General features: G+C 56.3%; 13 protein-coding genes and 1 tRNA gene. All 14 read left to right on the top strand.

The features are described from left to right. A partial coding sequence (locus A3GO_RS0118420; RefSeq protein WP_029134316.1) for an elongation factor Tu occupies positions 1-774 on the top strand: 774 nt, incomplete at its 5' end. An 89-nt stretch (positions 775-863) separates the two neighbouring features. After that, a tRNA-Trp gene (locus A3GO_RS0118415) sits at positions 864-939 on the top strand. Between the two features lie 39 nt (positions 940-978). After that, positions 979-1,347, top strand: a complete 369-nt coding sequence (gene secE, locus A3GO_RS0118410) for a preprotein translocase subunit SecE (RefSeq protein WP_029134658.1) — start codon at positions 979-981, stop codon at positions 1,345-1,347. Positions 1,348-1,356: 9 nt separating this feature from the next. After that, on the top strand, positions 1,357-1,890 hold the full coding sequence (gene nusG, locus A3GO_RS0118405; protein ID WP_029134657.1) for a transcription termination/antitermination protein NusG: 534 nt from the start codon (positions 1,357-1,359) through the stop codon (positions 1,888-1,890). Between the two features lie 98 nt (positions 1,891-1,988). After that, complete coding sequence (rplK, locus tag A3GO_RS0118400; protein WP_029134656.1) at positions 1,989-2,420, top strand: 50S ribosomal protein L11; 432 nt, start codon at positions 1,989-1,991, stop codon at positions 2,418-2,420. Positions 2,421-2,422: 2 nt separating this feature from the next. Further along, the gene (rplA, locus tag A3GO_RS0118395; protein ID WP_029134655.1) at positions 2,423-3,118 is read left to right on the top strand and encodes a 50S ribosomal protein L1; all 696 of its coding nucleotides are present in this window, start codon (positions 2,423-2,425) and stop codon (positions 3,116-3,118) included. 240 nt (positions 3,119-3,358) lie between these two features. After that, complete coding sequence (rplJ, locus tag A3GO_RS0118390) at positions 3,359-3,886, top strand: 50S ribosomal protein L10 (RefSeq protein WP_029134654.1); 528 nt, start codon at positions 3,359-3,361, stop codon at positions 3,884-3,886. A 62-nt stretch (positions 3,887-3,948) separates the two neighbouring features. Then, complete coding sequence (gene rplL, locus A3GO_RS0118385) at positions 3,949-4,326, top strand: 50S ribosomal protein L7/L12 (RefSeq protein WP_029134653.1); 378 nt, start codon at positions 3,949-3,951, stop codon at positions 4,324-4,326. Positions 4,327-4,650: 324 nt separating this feature from the next. After that, complete coding sequence (rpoB, locus tag A3GO_RS0118380) at positions 4,651-8,727, top strand: DNA-directed RNA polymerase subunit beta (protein WP_029134652.1); 4,077 nt, start codon at positions 4,651-4,653, stop codon at positions 8,725-8,727. Between the two features lie 73 nt (positions 8,728-8,800). Further along, on the top strand, positions 8,801-13,021 hold the full coding sequence (gene rpoC / locus A3GO_RS0118375) for a DNA-directed RNA polymerase subunit beta' (RefSeq protein ID WP_029134651.1): 4,221 nt from the start codon (positions 8,801-8,803) through the stop codon (positions 13,019-13,021). Between the two features lie 319 nt (positions 13,022-13,340). Then, the gene (gene rpsL, locus A3GO_RS0118370; RefSeq protein ID WP_029134650.1) at positions 13,341-13,715 is read left to right on the top strand and encodes a 30S ribosomal protein S12; all 375 of its coding nucleotides are present in this window, start codon (positions 13,341-13,343) and stop codon (positions 13,713-13,715) included. A 33-nt stretch (positions 13,716-13,748) separates the two neighbouring features. After that, positions 13,749-14,219, top strand: a complete 471-nt coding sequence (gene rpsG / locus A3GO_RS0118365) for a 30S ribosomal protein S7 (protein ID WP_029134649.1) — start codon at positions 13,749-13,751, stop codon at positions 14,217-14,219. Positions 14,220-14,280: 61 nt separating this feature from the next. Further along, positions 14,281-16,371: an elongation factor G gene (gene fusA / locus A3GO_RS0118360; protein WP_029134648.1), complete on the top strand. Its 2,091-nt coding sequence runs from the start codon at positions 14,281-14,283 to the stop codon at positions 16,369-16,371. An 18-nt stretch (positions 16,372-16,389) separates the two neighbouring features. After that, positions 16,390-16,746: GTP-binding protein (locus tag A3GO_RS25495; RefSeq protein ID WP_029134807.1), on the top strand; the 357-nt coding region annotated here is incomplete at its 3' end.

The following is a 16,746-nucleotide window of genomic DNA, read 5'->3' as shown; positions in this document are numbered from 1 at the left end:
ATGGTGGATGACGAAGAGCTGCTGGAACTGGTTGAGATGGAGATCCGCGAATTGCTGGATCAGTACGAGTTCCCGGGTGACGACACCCCGATCATCGTCGGTTCCGCGCTGAAAGCGCTGGAAGGCGATACCTCGGATATTGGTGCGCCGTCGATCATCAAGCTGGTGGAGGAGATGGATAAATACATCCCGACNCCGGAGCGTGATACCGACAAGGCGTTCCTGATGCCGATCGAGGACGTGTTCTCGATCTCCGGTCGCGGTACCGTGGTCACTGGTCGTATTGAGCGTGGCATTATCCACGTGGGTGACGAAGTGGCGATCGTGGGTATCAAGGATACCGCCAAGACCACCTGTACCGGTGTTGAGATGTTCCGCAAGCTGCTGGATCAGGGCGAGGCGGGCGACAACGTGGGCGTGCTGCTGCGTGGCACCAAACGTGAAGAGGTTGAGCGTGGCCAGGTCCTGGCGAAGCCGGGCACCATTACCCCGCACACCCACTTTGAAGCCGAGGTGTACGTGTTGAGCAAGGACGAGGGTGGCCGTCACACGCCGTTCTTCAATAACTACCGTCCGCAGTTCTACTTCCGTACCACTGACGTGACCGGAGCCTGTGACCTGCCTGAGGGTGTGGAGATGGTGATGCCGGGTGACAACGTGAAGATGTCGGTTAAGTTGATTGCCCCCATTGCGATGGAAGAGGGTCTGCGTTTCGCGATCCGCGAAGGTGGCCGTACCGTCGGCGCCGGCGTTGTTGCTAAGATCATAGAGTGATCATTGTTAGTTATCTGTAGCTGGATGTGGGGAAGCGGCGGATCGCAAGGTCCTGCCGCCTCTTCGTCTGGCAACTAACAATTTTTTACAGGCCAGTAGCTCAATTGGTAGAGCAGCGGTCTCCAAAACCGCAGGTTGGGGGTTCGAGTCCCTCCTGGCCTGCCATTATTAAAGGCGCCTTTGCAAAGAGGTGCTGTGGCAGGAATGAACGCAAAGGCTGAAGTCGAAAGCTCAGGGATGGATACAGTGAAGCTGTTGCTGGCAGTGGTTCTGCTGGTGGGCGGTATTGCATTGTTCTATTTTCTGGAGGAATACTCCACCCTGGTAAGGGTTCTTGGTCTGTTGGCTGTGACTGGCGTGGCGGTGTTCATCGCGATGCAGTCGGTCGCGGGTCGTCGTGTCTGGGATTTTGCCAGGGCGTCGCGAACCGAGGTGCGCAAGGTGGTCTGGCCAAGCCGGCAGGAGACCATTCAGACTACACTAATCGTGTTCGCCATGGTGTTGCTGATCGGCATCGTGCTCTGGGTGTTCGATATGATACTGATGGCGATCGTTCAGGCTGTAACCGGATAGGAGAATACTATGGCATTGCGGTGGTATGTGGTTCACGCCTACTCCGGTTTCGAAGCGCAGGTAAAGCGTTCCCTGGAGGAGCGTGTCAAACGTTTCGGCATGGAGTCGCAGTTCGGTCAGATCCTGGTGCCCACCGAAGAGGTGGTGGAAATGCGCAGCGGCCAGCAGCGTCGCAGTGAGCGCAAGTTTTTTCCCGGTTATGTGCTGGTGCAGATGGAAATGACCGACGAAACCTGGCATCTGGTCAAGGACGCCCCAAAAGTGATGGGGTTTATCGGCGGTACAGCTGATCGTCCCGCGCCGATCACCGAGCGCGAGGCGGATGCCATTCTGCAGCGAGTTCAGGAAGGTGTTGAGAAGCCGCGGCCCAAGGTTCTGTTTGAGCCGGGTGAGGTGGTCCGTGTTATCGACGGACCCTTTAATGACTTCAACGGTGTGGTCGAGGACGTCGACTACGAAAAGAGTCGTCTCAAGGTTTCGGTACTGATTTTTGGGCGCTCCACCCCGGTCGACCTCGAGTTCGGCCAAGTGGAGAAAAGCTGAGCAAGGTATCAGTTCGCGCCTCTGCATGAGGGGCGGCGCCCTGCTCATCTATATATCCGGGGAGCCGAAAGGCGTTTGCACCCGATCAGGAGTAAGACATGGCAAAGAAAATTCAAGCTTATATCAAGCTGCAGGTTAAGGCCGGTTCGGCCAATCCCAGTCCGCCAGTCGGTCCGGCGCTGGGTCAGCATGGTGTCAATATCATGGAGTTCTGTAAGGCTTTCAATGCAAAGACCGAAAGTCTTGAGAAAGGGTTGCCGATCCCGGTAGTGATTACCGTCTACGCCGATCGCAGCTTTACCTTCATTACCAAGACTCCGCCGGCGGCAGTACTGTTGCAGAAGGCTGCTGGCGTCGCCAAGGGCTCTGGTACACCAAACACTGTCAAGGTGGGTAAGGTGACCCGTGAGCAGTTGGAAGAGATTGCCAATGTGAAGATGCCCGATATTACCGCTGCCGATATGGATGCGGCTGTGCGGACCATCGCCGGTACTGCCCGTTCCATGGGCCTTGATGTAGAGGGGGTATAAGCATGGCCAAGTTGAGCAAGCGCGCCCGCGCCATCAAAGAAAAAGTAGAGGCCGGCAAGCAGTATGGAATCCTGGATGCAGTACAACTGCTGAAAGAGCTGTCCACTGTTAAGTTTGGCGAGGCAGTTGATGTCTCGGTTAACCTGGGTGTGGATCCGCGTAAGTCGGATCAGAATGTGCGCGGTTCCACCGTACTGCCGAACGGTACCGGTAAGGTGGTTCGTGTTGCCGTGTTTGCACAGGGTGCAAACGCCGACGCGGCCAAGGAAGCGGGTGCGGATGTGGTTGGTTTCGATGACCTGGCCGCGGATGTGAAAGCGGGCAAAATGGACTTTGATGTGGTTATTGCCACTCCCGATGCGATGCGCGTTGTCGGCCAGTTGGGGCAGATCCTCGGTCCGCGCGGGCTGATGCCGAACCCCAAGGTCGGTACCGTGACCCCGAACGTTGCCGAGGCGGTGCAGAACGCCAAGGCTGGTCAGGTGCGTTATCGTACCGACAAGGGCGGCATTGTTCACTGCACCATCGGCAAGGTCAGCTTTGACCCGGCGGCAGTGAAGCAGAATCTTGAGGCGCTACTGGCTGATCTGAAAAAGATCAAACCGAGTGCCGCCAAAGGCATCTACATGAAGAAGATTACCATCTCCTCGACCATGGGTCCGGGTCTGCAGGTGGATCTCTCTTCGCTGGATGTCTGATCGTTGTAGGCGGGAGGGGTTGACCCTTTCGTCGTAAAAGAACTTTGGGGCGCCGGCCAGTAGCAGGCCGGATGCCGTCAAAGACCGCAGGTGCCCGACGGGCTTAATCATTACCTGCGCAGACGGTGCTCCTGATTCGGTTTTCTGATGATGGTGCACGTTGTAGTGAGAGCGCCTGAACCCGATTGGGTGAAGGTCTGGTAGTTAAAATGACATTGTCATTTTTTTAGGAGGTGACGAGTGCCACTCAATCTTGAGCAAAAGAAAGCTGTCGTCGCCGAAGTCGCTGAAGTAGCAAGTACTGCCTATTCTGCGATTGCCGCCGAGTACCGTGGTTTGACCGTGGGTGAGATGACTGAATTGCGTGCCAAGGCGCGCGAGGCAGGCGTCTATGTCCGTGTGGTCAAGAACTCACTGGCTCGTCGTGCTGTCGAGAACACGGATTTTGACTGTATGAAAGAGGAGTTGACGGGTCCGCTTGTCATCGCTTTCTCGCAGGAAGATCCAGGTGCTGCTGCGCGCGTGATCAAAGACTTTGCCAAAGATCATAGCAAGCTGGTTGTAAAGGTGGTCTCAATTGGTGGCAAGTTGCTTGCCGTTTCCGATCTCGAGGCACTTTCCAAAATGCCTACTTACGAGCAGGCTGTCAGTATGCTTATGGCTGTCATGAAGGCTCCGGTGGAAAAACTTGCACGTACCATTAACGAGGTACCGGGTAAGTTGGTCCGCACCGTAGCTGCGATCCGTGATGCGAAAGAGGCTGCTTAATAGCTTTAATCCCTTAATCTACACATGTTGTAAGTGTTAACCCATTATCAGGAGTTTTAACAATGGCCGTTTCTAAAGAAGATATCCTGGAGACAATCGCCGGCATGACCGTAATGGAAGTTGTCGAGCTGATCTCCGCCATGGAAGAGAAGTTTGGCGTTTCCGCGGCTGCTGCCGTGGCTGCAGCTCCGGCTGCCGGCGGTGGCGAAGCTGCCGCTGCTGAAGAGCAGACCGAGTTTGATGTCGTGATGACCTCGTTCGGCGCCAACAAGGTTGCCGTCATCAAGGCTGTGCGCGGTCTCACCGGGCTGGGCCTGAAAGAGGCGAAGGAAGCTGTTGAAGGCGTTCCCACCACTCTGAAGGAAGGCGTTTCCAAGGATGAGGCAGAGAACGTGAAGAAAGAGCTGGAAGAGGCGGGTGCAGCAGTAGAGATCAAATAATTCTTGATTTCATATAGTTGCACACACTCGTGAGGTTGGGGCTGGTGGCGTTTTCGCCGCCGGCCTTTTCCCGCTTCTAGACTCGCTTTCCAAGCGCTATGTGATAGCTATTGGAAAGCCAGTTTTGGGGAACATGGAAAAGTTGTTTCCGTAACTGATCTGGCAGGACAAAGATTTGATGGTTTGTTGGCATATACCTAATGTGGGCGTTGGGTAGGAACACAGCAACAGGGATGTATTCCGGCAAGGATCTGGCTGGAACCAATATATTAAGAGTATCTTTTCGAAGATCCATGGGATCTCAAGAAATCGAGGGACGGCAACATGGCCTATTCTTTCACTGAGAAAAAGCGTATTCGTAAGGATTTCGGCAAGCGTCCGAGTATCCTGGAAGTGCCTTTTCTTTTGGCGACACAGATCGACTCCTATCGCAAATTTCTCCAGGAAGGTGTCGCGATAGCGGACCGCGCTGATGTGGGGCTGCATGCCGCCTTCAAGTCGGTTTTCCCGATCGAGAGTTATTCCGGAAACGCGGTACTGGAGTATGTCAGCTATCGTCTCGGTACGCCGGTGTTCGATGTACGGGAGTGTCAGCTGCGTGGCGCAACCTACGCCGCCCCGTTGCGTGTGCTGGTCCGCCTGGTGATCTACGATAAGGATGCGCCCGCCAAATCGAAGGTGGTCAAGGACATTCGAGAGCAGGAAGTCTACATGGGTGAGATGCCCCTGATGACTGACAACGGTACTTTTGTGATCAATGGTACCGAGCGCGTGATCGTCTCCCAGTTGCACCGTTCACCGGGCGTGTTCTTCGACCACGACAAGGGCAAAACCCACAGCTCCGGAAAACTGCTGTTTTCCGCCCGGGTAATTCCCTACCGCGGTTCATGGCTGGACTTTGAGTTCGATCCCAAGGATAACGTCTTTGTGCGTATCGACCGTCGCCGCAAACTGCCCGCCACCGTGCTGCTGCGAGCCCTCGGTTTTGACACCGAGCAGATGCTGGGTATGTTCTTCGAGACCGACAAGATCGCACTGAGCAAGAAGTCGGCGAAGCTGAACCTGGTCCCGGAGCGTTTGCGCGGAGAGACGGCTACCTTCGATATCAAGGTAGGCAAGAGCGTCATCGTGGAGGCAGGTCGCCGGGTGACCGCAAGGCATATCCGCGAACTTGAGAAAGCGGAAGTCAAATCGCTTGAGGTGCCGTTCGACTTTTTGTACGGAAAGACCATTGCGCACGATGTAGTCGACCAGGATACAGGGGAGCTGCTGGCTTCCGCCAATGATGAATTGAACGAAGAGCTGATTGAGAGTCTGATAGAGAACGGCGTCAAGAAGATTGAGACGCTGTTCACCAACGATCTCGATCAGGGTCCCTATCTCTCCACCACACTGCGCATCGACACCACCGCCAATGCCCTGGAGGCACAGGTGGAGATCTATCGCATGATGCGTCCAGGCGAGCCGCCCACCAAGGAAGCGGCCGAGAAGCTGTTCAACAGCCTGTTCTTCAGCGCGGATCGCTATGATCTCTCGGCGGTCGGCCGGATGAAATTCAACAAGCGTCTGAGCAGGGACGAAGTAACCGGTGAAGGTATTCTGTCCAATGAGGATATTGTCGATGTGCTCAAAGAGCTGATCAATATCCGCAACGGCCATGGCATCGTCGACGATATCGATCACCTGGGTAATCGCCGTATCCGCTCGGTCGGTGAGATGGCGGAAAACCAGTTCCGTGTCGGTCTGGTGCGTGTTGAGCGCGCGGTGCGCGAGCGCCTGACGCTGGCCGAATCCGAAGGCTTGATGCCACAGGAGATGATTAACGCCAAGCCGGTGTCCGCTGCGATCAAGGAGTTCTTTGGCTCCAGCCAGTTGTCACAATTCATGGACCAGAACAATCCGCTCTCGGAAGTAACTCACAAACGCCGTGTCTCGGCACTCGGCCCGGGCGGTCTGGCCAGGGAACGCGCGGGATTTGAGGTGCGCGACGTGCACCCGACGCACTACGGTCGTGTCTGTCCCATTGAGACGCCTGAGGGTCCGAACATCGGCTTGATCAACTCGTTGGCGGTTTATGCCCGGACCAATGATTACGGTTTCCTCGAAACCCCCTACCGGGTGGTGAAGGATGGCCTGGTGACCGATGAGATCGATTACCTTTCAGCGATTGAAGAGGGGCGCTATGTGATCGCCCAGGCCAGTGCCGCCGTGGATGAAAAGGGGCATCTGTTCGAGGATCTGATCCCGTGCCGTTACCAGAACGAGACCATGCTCACCGGTCCCGACAAAATCCAGTACATGGACGTGTCGCCAAAACAGATCGTCTCGGTGGCTGCTTCCATGATTCCGTTCCTGGAGCACGATGATGCCAACCGGGCGTTGATGGGCTCCAACATGCAGCGCCAGGCGGTGCCGACACTGCGGGCGGAAAAGCCACTGGTGGGTACGGGTATGGAGCGCGCGGTGGCGGTAGACTCCGGTGTTACGGTAGTGGCCAAGCGTGGCGGATCGGTTGAAGCGGTGGATGCGGCCCGCATTGTGGTGCGTGTCAATGACGATGAGACGGTTGCCGGCGAGCCAGGTGTGGATATCTATAACCTAACCAAATACACCCGCTCCAACCAGAATACCTGTATCAATCAACGTCCACTGGTCAATCCCGGCGATATTATCACCCGGGGTGACGTGATGGCGGACGGTCCATCCACGGATCTGGGCGAGCTGGCGCTGGGCCAGAATATGCGTGTCGCCTTCATGCCCTGGAATGGCTACAACTTCGAGGACTCCATTCTGGTCTCCGAACGGGTTGTCCAGGAGGATCGTTTCACCACGATCCATATTGAAGAGCTAACCTGTATGGCCCGGGACACCAAGCTGGGTTCCGAGGAGATCACGGGCGACATCCCCAATGTGGGCGAGGCCGCGCTGGCCAAGCTGGATGAATCGGGTATCGTCTATGTGGGTGCCGAGGTGAAAGAGGGTGACATCCTGGTGGGTAAGGTAACCCCCAAGGGCGAAACCCAGCTGACACCGGAAGAGAAACTGCTACGTGCCATTTTTGGTGAGAAGGCGGCGGACGTCAAGGATACCTCCTTGCGCGTATCTTCCGGCCGGGTAGGCACTGTTATCGATGTGCAGGTATTTACCCGCGATGGCGTCGAGAAGGATGCCCGTGCCCTGCAGATCGAAAATGCCGAACTGGAGCGGGTCAAGAAGGATCTCGATGATCAGCTGCGGATCATGGAAGGGGATACCTTCCAGCGCGTCGAGAAAATGCTGCTGGGCAAGGTGGCCGATGGTGGTCCCAATCAGCTGAAATCCGGCGCCAAGATCACCAAGGCTTATCTGGCTGAACTGGACCAGGACCGCTGGTTGGAGATCCGCCTGCACAACGAAGAGGCGGCGGCCCAGCTTGAGGCCATTGCCGAGCAGGTGAAGCTGCAGCGTGAAGAGTTCCGTGAGAAGTTTGAAGAGAAGAAGCGCAAGCTGACCACCAGTGATGATCTGGCGCCAGGCGTGTTGAAGATGGTGAAGGTCTATGTGGCGGTGAAGCGTCGCATTCAACCGGGTGACAAGATGGCTGGCCGACACGGCAACAAGGGTGTCATCTCCATGATCCAGCCGGTTGAGGATATGCCGTTCGACGAGCATGGTCAGCCGGTGGATATTGTATTGAATCCGCTCGGCGTACCGTCGCGTATGAATGTGGGGCAGATCCTGGAGACTCATCTGGGTTGGGCGGCCAAGGGCGTGGGCGAGAAGATCGGCAAGATGCTGGAGGCCAAGTCCAAGATCGCCGAACTGCGCAAATATCTGGAGAAGGTCTACAACACCAGCGGCAAGTCGGAAGATCTGGATAGTTTCAGTGACGATGAAATTGTTGAGCTGGCGAGTAATCTGAAGCGTGGCGTGCCGATGGCGACGCCAGTGTTCGACGGTGCTTCTGAAGACGAAATCCGGGCGCTGTTGAAGCTAGCCGATCTGCCGGAAAGCGGTCAGACGACCCTGTTTGACGGCAGAACAGGCGAGGCCTTCGATCGTCAGGTGACGGTTGGCTACATGTATGTGCTGAAGCTGAATCATCTGGTAGATGACAAGATGCATGCCCGTTCGACCGGTCCGTACAGTCTGGTTACGCAGCAGCCGCTGGGCGGTAAGGCGCAGTTTGGCGGACAGCGATTCGGTGAGATGGAGGTGTGGGCGCTGGAGGCCTATGGCGCCGCCTACACACTGCAGGAGATGCTCACCGTGAAGTCCGATGATGTGACCGGTCGTACCCGGATGTATAAAAACATCGTTGACGGTAACCATCAGATGGAGGCCGGCATGCCGGAGTCCTTCAACGTGCTGGTTAAAGAGATACGCTCTCTGGGCATCAATATTGAATTGGAGCGGGAATAGGGTCCGGCATCACGCGCTGTAACCTAGCGAATACCGAGACAAACACCGGAACCCGACAGCAGGAGATACGATCTTGAAAGATCTATTAAAAATTCTGAAGCAGCAAGGGCAGACTGAAGATTTTGACGCGATCAAAATTGGTCTGGCTTCACCCGACATGATCCGTTCATGGTCCTATGGCGAAGTTAAAAAGCCTGAGACGATCAACTACCGGACTTTCAAGCCCGAGCGTGAGGGCCTGTTCTGTGCCAAGATTTTTGGCCCAACCAGCGACTATGAGTGCCTGTGCGGCAAGTACAAGCGCCTGAAACATCGCGGCGTGGTCTGTGAGAAGTGCGGCGTCGAAGTGACCCTGGCCAAGGTGCGGCGTGAACGCATGGGTCACATCGAGCTGGCCAGCCCGGTGGCGCACATCTGGTTCCTCAAGTCACTGCCGTCCCGTATCGGTCTGCTGCTGGATATGACCCTGCGGGATATCGAGCGGGTGCTCTATTTTGAGTCCTTCGTGGTGGTCGATCCGGGCATGACGCCGCTGGAACGCGGTCAGTTGCTGAACGATGACCAGTATCTCGAGGCGATTGAAGAGAACGGTGATGAGTTTGATGCCCGGATGGGTGCCGAGGCGGTCTATGAACTGCTCAGCTCGCTGAACCTGCCGAAGGAGATCGAAATTCTTCGGGAAGAGATCCAGGGCACCAACTCTGAGACCAAGCTGAAAAAACTGAGCAAGCGTCTGAAGCTGGTGGAGTCCCTGCACGAGTCCGGCAACCGTCCCGAGTGGATGGTGATGACCGTGCTGCCGGTGTTGCCGCCCGAGTTGCGTCCACTGGTGCCGCTGGATGGCGGTCGCTTTGCAACCTCTGACCTGAATGACCTGTATCGCCGTGTCATCAATCGCAACAACCGCCTGAAACGGCTGCTGGATCTGAATGCGCCGGACATTATCGTGCGCAATGAGAAGCGCATGCTGCAGGAGTCGGTGGATGCCCTGCTGGATAACGGTCGGCGCGGACGCGCCATCACCGGAACCAACAAGCGTCAGCTGAAATCCCTGGCGGACATGATCAAAGGCAAGCAGGGGCGCTTCCGCCAGAACCTGCTGGGCAAGCGTGTCGACTACTCCGGTCGTTCGGTGATCGTGGTCGGTCCGACCCTGAAGCTGCATCAGTGTGGTCTGCCGAAGAAAATGGCCCTGGAGCTGTTTAAGCCGTTTATCTTCTCCAAGCTGCAACTGCGCGGTCTGGCCACCACCATCAAGGCGGCCAAGAAGCTGGTCGAACGCGGCACCGGTGAAGTGTGGGACATTCTCGAAGAAGTGATTCGCGAGCATCCCGTGATGCTGAACCGTGCACCGACGCTGCATCGTCTGGGCATCCAGGCGTTCGAGCCGGTTCTGGTGGAAGGCAAGGCGATTCAGCTGCATCCGCTGGTCTGTACCGCCTTCAACGCGGACTTTGACGGCGACCAGATGGCGGTACACGTACCGCTCTCCATCGAGGCGCAGCTGGAAGCGCGCAGTCTGATGATGTCGACCAACAATATTCTCTCGCCAGCCAACGGCGAACCGATCATCGTACCTTCCCAGGACGTGGTGCTGGGTCTCTACTTCATGACCCGCGAGCGCATCAATGCCAAGGGCGAAGGAATGGTGTTCTCTGATCTGGCGGAAGTGCATCGTGCCTATGAAGCGCGCATGGTGGATCTGCAGGCCAAGGTCAAGGTGCGCCTGACCGAGAAAGTGGAGGATGAAAAAGGAGAGGAGCAGACGGTTCGGCGCCTGGTGGATACCACCGTGGGCCGGGCGTTGCTGTCGGAAATTTTGCCCAAAGGGTTGCCGTTTGAGCTGATCAACAACGCCATGGGCAAGCGCGCGATCTCCAATCTGGTGGATGCCTGCTACCGTCGTGTCGGTCTCAAGGAGACGGTTATTTTCGCCGACCAGGTGATGTACATGGGCTTCCGTTTCGCTACCCGTGCCGGCGTCTCTATCGGCATGAACGACATGACCATCCCCAAGGAGAAGGGGCCGATCCTGGCCGCCGCCGAACGGGAGGTGAAAGAGATCCAGAATCAGTACGCCTCCGGTCTGGTAACCAACGGCGAGCGCTACAACAAGGTGGTGGATATCTGGTCCCACACCAACGACCAGGTGGCCAAGGCGATGATGTCTCATCTGGGTAAAGAGACGGTCGTCGATCGTGAGGGCAAGGAGGTCCAGCAGGACTCCTTCAACTCGATCTACATGATGGCCGACTCCGGTGCGCGTGGTTCGGCGGCGCAGATACGCCAGCTGGCCGGTATGCGTGGCCTGATGGCCAAGCCGGATGGCTCCATTATCGAGACACCGATCACAGCCAACTTCCGTGAGGGGCTCGACGTACTGCAGTACTTTATCTCTACCCATGGTGCTCGTAAGGGTCTTGCCGACACGGCGCTGAAGACCGCCAACTCGGGTTATCTGACCCGTCGTCTGGTCGACGTAGCTCAGGATATGGTGGTCCTGGAACCGGACTGTGGTACTGAAGAAGGCCTGGATATGCATCCCATCATCGAGGGTGGTGATGTGGTTGAGCCGCTGCGTGAGCGGATCCTGGGTCGGGTGCTGGCGGAGGCCGTATATAAGCCCGGCAGCGATGAGATGGTGTTCGATCGTGGAACGCTGCTGACCGAGACCTCGGTAGAGACCTTGGAAAAACTGGGCGTGGATCATGTACGGGTCCGTTCCGCCATTACCTGTGAATCCAAGGTCGGTGTCTGCTCCATGTGCTATGGACGTGATCTGGCGCGCGGTCACAAGGTTAATATGGGTGAGGCAGTCGGGGTGATTGCGGCGCAGTCCATTGGTGAGCCGGGTACCCAGTTGACCATGCGTACCTTCCATATTGGTGGTGCGGCTTCACGAGCGGCCGCAGTCAACAGTATTGAAGTGAAAACCGCCGGTACCGTGCGTCTGCACAATATCAAGACTGTCGAGCATCACAGTGGCACGCTGGTGGCGGTTTCCCGCTCCGGTGAACTGACCGTCGTTGATGAGGTGGGCCGCGAGCGCGAGCGTTATAAAGTTCCCTATGGTGCCAACATTCGTGCCGCCGACGGCGAACAGGTCGCCGGTGGACAGATGGTGGCAAACTGGGATCCGCATACCCATCCGGTGATTACCGAGGTGGCCGGTACGGTACAGTTCGTGGAGTTTGCCGATGGCGTCAGTGTGCAGAAACAGGTGGATGATGTCACCGGTCTCTCGTCGCTGGCGATTATCGACCCGAAACAGCGCCCGACCGCCGGTAAGGACATGCGGCCCATGGTCAAGCTGGTGGATGACGATGGCAATGACCTGAATATTGCGGGAACTGATATCCCGGCTCACTATTATCTGCCCTCCGGCGCAGTGGTCATTGTGACTGACGGCGGTCGGGTGCAGATTGGTGACACCCTGGCGCGTATTCCGCAGGAATCATCCAAGACTCGTGACATCACCGGTGGTCTGCCACGGGTGGCCGACCTGTTTGAGGCGCGCAAGCCGAAAGACCAGGCAATCCTGGCGGAAGCGACCGGTACGGTCGGTTTCGGCAAGGATACCAAGGGCAAGCAGCGGTTGATCATCACGGACGCGGATGGCGAGCAGCATGAGGATCTGATCCCCAAATGGCGTCACGTAAACGTGTTCGAGGGTGAGCACGTAGCCAAGGGCGAGGTTGTGTCTGACGGCGAGTACAATCCGCACGATATTCTGCGTCTGAAAGGTGTAACCGCCCTGGCGGATTACCTGGTGAAGGAGATTCAGGACGTTTACCGCCTACAGGGTGTGAAGATCAACGATAAGCACATCGAGGTGATCATTCGCCAGATGCTGCGCAAGGTGGAGATAACCGCGCCGGGCGACACGCGCTTCCTGCGTGGTGAGCAGGCCGAAAAGGCCCGCGTTCTGGAAGAGAATCTGCGGGTCGAGGCCGAAGGCAAGTATCCGGCGTTGTGGACTCCCATATTGCTGGGTATCACTAAAGCGTCACTGGCGACCGAGTCGTTTATTTCTGCGGCGTCATTCCAGGAGACCACGCGCGTGCTGACCGAATCGGCGGTGCGTGGTTCCAGCGATTCCCTTGTTGGACTAAAGGAGAATGTGATCGTCGGCCGGCTGATTCCGGCAGGTACCGGTCTCTCTTATCATAACGAGCGTCACAAGCGAAGAGATGAAGAGCTGGGGGCTGAATCTGTGGATGCCAAGGTCGAGATGGATGCCGATGAAGTTGCAGAGGCTATCAAGCAGGCGTTGAATACTGCGGATAGCGAGTAATTGCTGAAAACGGGGGGCGTCACCGACGTCCCCTGTGATTATTTTTTAAAAAACAGGGCGGCCACTTTTTTCATCATTAGAGTGGCCATGGTAGTGTTGACACCTCCTTGTCGGGCGCGTAGAATGCGCGCTCTTCACTTGGGCTGAAGTGGTACACGGGCTCGGGTTTCAGAATTATTCCCAGGCTAATTTCGGCCGTGGGGGCAAGGTTTTAAGCTTGTGATTAACATGTTCCGGTGACAATCCGGTTGGGTGTTGATTGCGCGCTTTTCTGGTGCGATAGAGGGTGCATAAGGCGCTTCTCTGGAGACGGGATTTAATGGCTACAATCAATCAGTTGGTGCGCAAGCCACGCATGCGCAAAGTAGAAAAGAGTAACGTGCCTGCGTTGGAGGCGTGTCCGCAGAAGCGTGGTGTCTGTACGCGTGTCTACACGACCACGCCGAAAAAACCGAACTCTGCATTGCGTAAGGTCGCTCGTGTACGCCTGACCAACGGTTTTGAGGTCAGTACCTATATCGGTGGTGAAGGTCATAACCTTCAGGAGCACTCGGTAGTGCTGATTCGTGGTGGCCGTGTCAAGGATTTGCCTGGTGTGCGCTATCACGTGGTGCGCGGTAGTCTGGATACCTCCGGTGTGGATAAGCGCCGCCAGGGTCGTTCAAAATATGGTGCCAAGCGGCCTAAGGGCTGATTGGGTTCACTAACAGGACTGAGTTAATAAGTCATGCCAAGAAGACGAGTTGCAGCAAAACGCGAAATTCTGCCTGATCCGAAATTTGGAAGTCAGTTGCTTGCGAAGTTCATCAACATGATCATGGTTGATGGTAAGAAGTCGGTAGCTGAGAAGATCATCTATGATGCTCTGGATCGCGTGACTGAGCGCACTAGTGGCGAACCGATGGATGTGCTTGAGAAGGCGCTTGAAAATGTCCGCCCCGTGGTTGAGGTGAAGTCTCGCCGTGTGGGTGGCGCGACATACCAGGTGCCGGTTGAGGTGCGTGCGAGTCGTCGTAACACTTTGGCTATGCGCTGGCTGATCGATGCATCGCGCAAGCGTAGCGAGAAGTCGATGGCACACCGTCTTGCGGGCGAACTGGCAGATGCTTCCGAGCAGCGTGGTTCGGCAGTCAAGAAGCGTGAGGATACGCATCGAATGGCTGAGGCCAACAAGGCGTTCTCGCATTATCGCTGGTAAGAAATACTTTTTTACCCGTTTTACCTTTTTTGCTCTTTTACATTGTTGATCGGATTAAGTCGTGGCGCGAAGCACACCTATTGATAGGTATCGGAATGTTGGGATTATGGCGCATATTGATGCGGGTAAGACCACCACAACCGAGCGCATTCTGTACTACACCGGCGTTTCGCATAAGATCGGTGAGGTGCATGATGGTGCGGCGACTATGGATTGGATGGAGCAGGAGCAGGAGCGTGGTATCACCATAACTTCTGCGGCAACAACCTGTTTCTGGAAAGGGATGGATCAGCAATTTCCGGAGCATCGTATCAATATTATCGATACGCCGGGGCACGTCGATTTTACCATTGAGGTTGAACGGTCGTTACGTGTTCTGGATGGTGCCTGCGCGGTTTTTTGTGCGGTGGGCGGCGTTGAGCCGCAGTCAGAAACGGTGTGGCGCCAGGCTGACAAGTACGGGGTTCCGCGTATCGCCTTTGTCAACAAGATGGATCGCATGGGAGCTAACTTCCTGCGGGTTGTCGAGCAGGTGCGGACGCGTCTCGGCGCTAATCCGGTACCTCTGCAGGTCGCGATTGGTGCGGAAGAGGCTTTTCAGGGGGTTGTTGACCTGATTAAGATGAAGGCGATCTACTGGGACGAGTCGTCCCGTGGCATGACCTTCGAAGAGCGAGTAATTCCCGGCGAACTCCAGTCACTGGCCGCTGAGTGGCGCGAAAAGATGGTTGAGGCGGCCGCCGAAGCGAATGATGCTTTGATGGAAAAGTACCTGGATACGGGTGATCTTTCCGTCGAAGAGATTAAGTCCGGATTGCGTATCAGAACGCTCTCCAGTGAGATAACGCCGATGATGTGCGGCTCCGCCTTCAAGAATAAAGGTGTGCAGGCCCTGCTGGATGCGGTTATCGAATACATGCCGGCTCCGGTTGATGTGCCGGCAATCAAGGGCGTGCTGGATGACGAGGTGAGCGTCGCTGAGCGCCCATCCAGTGACGATGCGCCCTTTGCGGCCCTGGCGTTTAAGATAGCAACCGATCCTTTTGTTGGTAACCTGACATTCTTCCGTGTTTATTCCGGTGTGCTCAAGTCGGGTGACAGTGTGTTCAACCCGGTGAAGGGAAAAAAAGATCGGGTTGGCCGGATTCTGCAGATGCACTCCAACTCGCGTGAAGAGATCAAGGAAGTGCGTGCAGGCGATATTGCGGCAGCAGTCGGTCTCAAGGATGTGACCACCGGCGACACCTTGTGTGCCCTGGATGCCCATATCACACTGGAGCGGATGGATTTCCCGGAACCTGTGATCGCGGTGGCGGTTGAGCCTAAGACAAAGGCCGATCAGGAGAAAATGTCGGTGGCGCTGTCCAAGCTGGCGCACGAGGATCCTTCGTTTCGCGTCACTACAGATCCGGAATCAGGGCAGACGATTATCGCCGGGATGGGCGAGCTGCATCTGGAGATCATTGTTGACCGGATGCGCCGTGAGTTCAATGTGGAAGCCAATGTCGGCGCTCCACAGGTGGCGTATCGGGAAACCATTCGCTCTGTTGTTGAGCAGGAAGGCAAGTTTGTGCGGCAGTCGGGTGGGCGCGGCCAGTATGGTCATGTTTATCTGCGGATCGAGCCCAGAGAGTCTGGTAGCGGCTACGAATTTGTCAACGGAATAGTCGGCGGCGTTGTACCGCGGGAGTACATTCCGGCAGTGGATAAGGGTATCCAGGAGCAGATGCAAAATGGCGTCCTGGCCGGATACCCGATGGTAGATGTCAAGGTCACCCTGTTTGACGGGTCGTACCATGATGTGGACTCCAGCGAGATGGCGTTCAAGATAGCTGGGTCGATGTGTTTTAGAGAGGGGGCGGGGAACGCCAATCCCGTACTTCTTGAGCCGATTATGAAGATCGAAATCATAACGCCCGAGGATTACATGGGTGATGTGATGGGTGATCTGAACAGGCGGCGTGGTGTCGTTCAAGGTATGGATGACTGTCCGGCGGGTCGGCAAGTCAAGGCGGAGGTTCCGCTGTCCGAGATGTTTGGATATGCGACGGATCTTCGTTCAGCTACGCAAGGTCGTGCAACGTACAGCATGGAATTTGCTAAATACAGTGAAGTCCCGGCGAATATCGCTGAGGCTGTGAAGAAACAGTAATCTGGAAGGGGTAGAACCGTGTCCAAGGAAAAATTCGAGCGTACAAAACCCCACGTAAACGTGGGAACCATTGGTCACGTTGACCACGGTAAGACCACGTTGACGGCGGCGATCACCAAGGTGATGGCGGAAGCGCGGGGTGGAGTATTTAAAGACTACGCTGACATCGATAATGCACCGGAAGAGCGTGAGCGTGGAATNACCATTGCGACCGCGCACGTGGAATACGAGTCGGATGCGCGTCACTATGCGCACGTTGACTGCCCGGGGCACGCGGATTATGTGAAAAACATGATCACGGGTGCGGCGCAGATGGACGGCGCGATTCTGGTGGTTTCTGCCGCGGACGGTCCGATGCCGCAGACCCGCGAGCAC

Origin of the sequence: Sedimenticola selenatireducens DSM 17993 (assembly GCF_000428045.1) — a bacterium.
GTDB lineage: Bacteria > Pseudomonadota > Gammaproteobacteria > Chromatiales > Chromatiaceae > Sedimenticola > Sedimenticola selenatireducens.
Note: the sequence above shows the minus strand (reverse complement) of the source record. Positions and strands in the feature narration are given on the sequence as shown.